A 3,875-nucleotide genomic window follows, 5' to 3' on the forward strand; every position below is an offset into this window, starting at 1 on the left:
GGGCGCACTTGCTGAGCACCGCGTACTGGATAAGCCGCTCTTGGCCACCCCGCCGCGTTCGCGGTCATGTCCTGCACACTACAAGCCAACGGTTTGCACACGGCCTCGGCCGATTGCTGCCGACCGCGTGGAACGCAGGTCAGGAGCCGACGTCCGACGCTTGCATCCATGCAGGTATATCGCGCTCTCCATGGAGGACGCGCCAAACGTCGATGCGGTCTGATTGTTCGAAGTAGAAAATCATGTGTGGAAAGCGAGCCAATAACCAAAAGCGCAGCCCTGGCAAGTTGAGCTCGTGTGCGTAGCGCGTGGAACCCGTGCCAGGGTATCGGCTGATGTGGACGTAGGCTTCTTCGAGTTCGTCGATGAAGCAAAGAGCAGCACTCTCTGCGCCCTCTCCCAAGTAGTAGGCAATGGCGTCTTCAATGTCTCGGTTGGCCTGTTCTCGCGGGACGACCGTTTTTGCCTTCACCTCTTGCCGCCGTCCCGGCTTGCCTTTTTGCCCGCGGCGCGCACCCTCTCACGCAGACCGTCGAAGTAGGCCTTGTCCGCCTCGGCAGCGGGCGCTGAGCGGCCCCCTTGAAGAAGCAGACCGCGCAGTTGAAGCCTCTGTTGGTCCTTGCGGATGAGCTCGCGCACATATTCACTGCTCGTGCCATAGCCGCGTTCGACCACCTGCTCATCCACGAACGACTTCATGGCGTCCGGCAGAGATACGTTCATCGTGCTCATTTCTCAAGCATATGCTGCTTGGCAAAATTTGGCAAGAAACGGGGCCGCGGGACTGCTGTCATTGCGGCGGACCCCAAAATCGGGTCCTGTCTCGGAACTTCCGGTCTTGGCCGGTAGGTGCCCGTCACGCCGTCCACTGAGGGGTCGAAGATGCCGCTGGTGACGCACAGATCGCGGACGAATATTGCCGCAGCCTCGATAGTCCACATATGAGTGCGACAGCAGGGCAGGCGCTCTGCGCCATTCGTTTTGCACGTGCACGGGCTGAGCCCGCCGCTGTGGTTCACGAAGAATCACTAAAGTATTCGGCAGCGCCGCCGATATACCTTTTGCTAGAACCCATCAATCGTTTGGAAATGAAATTGGCAAGACATATGAGAATCAAGTGGGCCGCTGCCGCAATCGTCCCGCTCGCTGTACTGGCGACTGGTTGTTCGACAACCAGCGGTGGCGCCCAATACAAGGCGTCGACCGAGAATGTCATCGTGATGCAGGAGCAGTTGGGCGAAGCCAAGGTAAAGCTGCTCGCGTTCACGGCCTCGCCGGGGGTGAACGATTCGCACTGGTGCCGCGCCAACGGAACCATCAGCATCGGTAGCGGCAAGACACCGTCCCAATTCATTCACGATGCGATGCAGGAAGAGCTCTTCTTGGCGCGTTCGTATTCCAACAATTCGCCAATGGCGATTTCGGGCCGTGTGGAGGCGCTGAGCTTCAGCTCCGTGGCTCCAGCGAATTGGGACATCACGCTCACCCTTTCATCGAGCAGCGGCGCAAGCTACCAAGTTCAGAACCGTCACGAGTTCGATTCGAGCTGGAAGGCCGCTGACGCCTGCAAAAATGTGTCAGACGCATTCGCGCCGGCTGTCCAAGCTCTCCTGAAGAAAGCGGCCAGTGACGCTCGGTTCAAGACGCTAGTGAAGTAGGCGGCCGGCTGCATTCTTTTCGGCGGACTCTTGCCTCTGGAGTCTGTCTTCGAAGCATGGAATGCGCCGCTCACTCCTTCTGGACCACCGAGGATGTCCGAGACAACCTGGTCGGAATGGCCGTTGGGCTTGCCGCCCGGATATCGCCTCTACATCCCATTTGGGGACCAGGAATATCTTGCCGCCGCCCTTGAGTTCTATCTGATCCGCACATTCGGTGAGGCGCTTCTTCACAATAGGAGCCGAGTTCGTCGAAGCTCCTGAAAGGGAACCATGAACAAGGCGTCGAACAACGGGGCGTGCGTCGATTGCGGCCTGAACTCGACAACTTTCCCTCGATACAGGTTGCCGAAATCTGGCCGGCGCTCCTGCGAGCCGTTCAACGGGAAGTGTCTCGACGGCGTTCGGAAGGAGCACCGGTGTCCCCCGGCTCACTATTGCCACCGGCAGAAGACCAGTTCCTGCGCGACGCCACGGGCGTCACGCGGACAAAGCTGGCCCAGGATGGCGCCTTCTCGGACTTCTTCGAGGACGAAATCGAAGCGATTTTCAGGGACGCTCCAGTCCCTCGGATGGGGGTTGCGACCAGAGCTCGCGACAGCGGCTCCTTCGTGGCACTCGACGCCGCGGCTCAGGGCTGCGCTCCGCTCGGGTCTCGATACTGCATCGTGCTGATAGCGGTGCGTCGACGGGAGTATCGGCAAAGTGAAGGCAAAAGGCTTCTGCAGGTGGTGCGCGACCTTGCGCCTGAGGCGTTTTTTGCCTTCGGGATTTGCCCCGACGATTCCTTGCCGCACGACACGGTGCGCGTCAGCATCCTGACTGCATAGGCAGAGCTCAGCGTCCCAAAGTAGCCTGTTGGTTCAGGGGCCGGTTGTGGCCGCATCCAGTCACATCCCCGCCCCTGCCCTTCGTGGTCAGTTCCCGCCGGCCGCCTCCGTCGAGCAGTTGCCGAACTCGCAGCGAATGGCAAGTGACTGCCCACCGGAGCATTGAACGCTGTAACGCTCGAAGCCGGGCCCTTTCTCTTCAAGAACGGCCCGCGGCTCGGCGCTGCAGTTCGAGGCCTTCGCGAACTTCTCGGCAACGTACGTATCCAGGCCTGTCTTGCGAGTCGGCAACGGAGGTCCGATCTGCGTGGCGGCGACATACGTGACCGCCACGTTCGGGTCCATGTTCTTGTAGCCTTTGCGAGCCATGCAATCCACCAAGGCCGATTGCTGCATCCTTGGCTCCGCGCGCACGCCGGCCGGATATGCCTCGTCGTACACCGCAGTTGCGATTCCCCCGACCAGGGCTGCGCCCACCATCGCCACAGGAAACACCAGGGCCACGCCAATCACGATGACGTCCGAGGTGTCGCTGCCATACCTTTTGGTGCGCTGCACTCGCAGATTCGACGCCAGGGTCCGGCACGTTTCAACATCCCTCGCGAAGGCATCGGGCTGAACACCCTCCATATCGACCATCGGAGCGTAGGCCGCGCCTGAACCTTGACCAGGCACGGTCGACGGTTGGGTTGCGCAGCCGCAGGCAAGCACGACCGCGCAGATTGCACTCAAGACGTTCTTCACAGATATAAAACCGTGGCCGTTGTTGTTTGGCAGCTGTCAGTGCGCACGCGCGGAGACCGAGTACGACAGTCCGCTTCTGGCCGAAGGCGGCGGTCCCGCGTGACTAAGCACCGGCTGGCTTGGCGGGAACCAGGCCATAGCGGGCCATGACGGATATCAAGGCCGCTTTGTCCGGTGGTCCTCCTCCAGCGTTCACGACCGCGCCCACGTCTCGAAAGTACTGGGCACCGATATCCGGCGACTGCACGATGAGGGCTCGGACTTCTGCGTCGAAGGGGTTCGAGAACTGGTGGACGCTCCCCCTCGGGCTGAACATGCTCTCGCCAGCAGTGAGATCTCGCACTTCAGCGTTGACGGAATACCGCAGGGTCCCTTCCAGAACATAGACGCATTCGTCGTTCTTCGTATGACTATGCGGGGGCGGCACGTTGGAACTCGGCGGAACGCTGAGTTCGAACATGCCGACGCTGTCAGTCTGAGACCCGTCCACCAGGTAGCGAATGGACAACTGGCCAACTTTGATAGCTGCGGAATCGGTCATTTCAATCCTCCGTCGGGGATGACGGAATCATGCCGCACTTGGCCTCAGGCCGGAACGACTGGTTCTAGCCGTTCGCAGCCGAACTCCGCTATCGGCCAGTTC

General features: G+C 60.6%; 6 protein-coding genes. 2 read left to right on the forward strand and 4 right to left on the reverse strand.

Annotated features, from left to right (window positions below; all coding sequences use genetic code 11):
* Positions 1-139: 139 nt before the first annotated feature.
* Together QTH90_RS31470 and QTH90_RS31475 are read right to left on the reverse strand one after the other, a co-directional pair.
* Positions 140-472 (reverse strand): type II toxin-antitoxin system RelE/ParE family toxin, encoded by a 333-nt coding sequence (locus QTH90_RS31470; RefSeq protein ID WP_286668518.1) that lies wholly within the window; start codon positions 470-472, stop codon positions 140-142.
* On the reverse strand, positions 469-732 hold the full coding sequence (locus QTH90_RS31475) for a ribbon-helix-helix domain-containing protein (RefSeq protein ID WP_286668519.1): 264 nt from the start codon (positions 730-732) through the stop codon (positions 469-471). The genes QTH90_RS31470 and QTH90_RS31475 overlap by 4 nt, the downstream gene beginning before the upstream one ends.
* A 209-nt stretch (positions 733-941) precedes the next feature.
* Between QTH90_RS31475 and QTH90_RS31480 the strand changes: the two genes are divergently transcribed.
* Both QTH90_RS31480 and QTH90_RS31485 read left to right on the forward strand, forming a co-directional pair.
* Positions 942-1,658, forward strand: coding sequence for a hypothetical protein (locus QTH90_RS31480; protein WP_286668520.1), 717 nt, complete (start codon positions 942-944; stop codon positions 1,656-1,658).
* Positions 1,659-2,077: 419 nt separating this feature from the next.
* On the forward strand, positions 2,078-2,488 hold the full coding sequence (locus tag QTH90_RS31485) for a hypothetical protein (RefSeq protein WP_286668521.1): 411 nt from the start codon (positions 2,078-2,080) through the stop codon (positions 2,486-2,488).
* A gap of 87 nt (positions 2,489-2,575) precedes the next feature.
* Here the strand turns inward: QTH90_RS31485 and QTH90_RS31490 are convergent, their stop codons facing one another.
* Both QTH90_RS31490 and QTH90_RS31495 read right to left on the reverse strand, forming a co-directional pair.
* Positions 2,576-3,232, reverse strand: a complete 657-nt coding sequence (locus tag QTH90_RS31490) for a hypothetical protein (RefSeq protein WP_286668522.1) — start codon at positions 3,230-3,232, stop codon at positions 2,576-2,578.
* A gap of 103 nt (positions 3,233-3,335) precedes the next feature.
* A complete protein-coding gene (locus QTH90_RS31495) occupies positions 3,336-3,773 on the reverse strand; it encodes a cupin domain-containing protein (RefSeq protein WP_286668523.1) in 438 nt (145 codons plus the stop codon).
* Positions 3,774-3,875 lie beyond the last annotated feature (102 nt).

The sequence above is a fragment of the Variovorax flavidus genome, assembly GCF_030317145.1.
Lineage (GTDB): Bacteria > Pseudomonadota > Gammaproteobacteria > Burkholderiales > Burkholderiaceae_C > Variovorax > Variovorax flavidus.

Bases quoted from the DNA above. Each gene is read 5' to 3' on its own strand.
- QTH90_RS31480 (WP_286668520.1), top strand. From the start codon at position 942: ATGAGTGCGACAGCAGGGCAGGCGCTCTGCGCCATTCGTTTTGCACGT.
- QTH90_RS31475 (WP_286668519.1), bottom strand. From the start codon at position 732: ATGAGCACGATGAACGTATCTCTGCCGGACGCCATGAAGTCGTTCGTG.
- QTH90_RS31495 (WP_286668523.1), bottom strand. From the start codon at position 3,773: ATGACCGATTCCGCAGCTATCAAAGTTGGCCAGTTGTCCATTCGCTAC.